The sequence below is a fragment of the Photorhabdus viridis genome (genome assembly GCF_040256935.1).
In the GTDB taxonomy this organism is placed as follows: domain Bacteria; phylum Pseudomonadota; class Gammaproteobacteria; order Enterobacterales; family Enterobacteriaceae; genus Photorhabdus; species Photorhabdus viridis.
Genome location: NZ_JBEJZY010000537.1, coordinates 1 through 223, shown reverse-complemented (window position 1 = coordinate 223; position 223 = coordinate 1). Strand labels below are relative to the sequence as shown.

The window sequence follows — 223 nt, the reverse complement described above, 5'->3', positions numbered from 1 at the left end:
GAAAACGGCGCAGGGTGACGGTTACGTGTATTGCGTGATCGAGCACCAGAGTTCCCCGGACAAAATGATGGCATTTCGGTTAATACGTTACGGGATTTCAGCCATGCAACGACATCTGGAGCAGGGACATGAAAAATTGCCGCTGGTCATTCCGGTGTTGTTTTATCACGGGAAAATACAGCCGTATCCCTGGAGTACCAATTGGCTCGACTGCTTCGATGAT

Annotated in this window: 1 protein-coding gene; it reads left to right on the top strand. The window is 49.8% G+C overall.

The window, feature by feature from the left end; translation table 11 throughout:
• Window positions 1–223, top strand: a 223-nt coding sequence (locus ABR397_RS24440) for an Rpn family recombination-promoting nuclease/putative transposase (RefSeq protein WP_350307936.1), incomplete at both ends; no start/stop codon positions are given.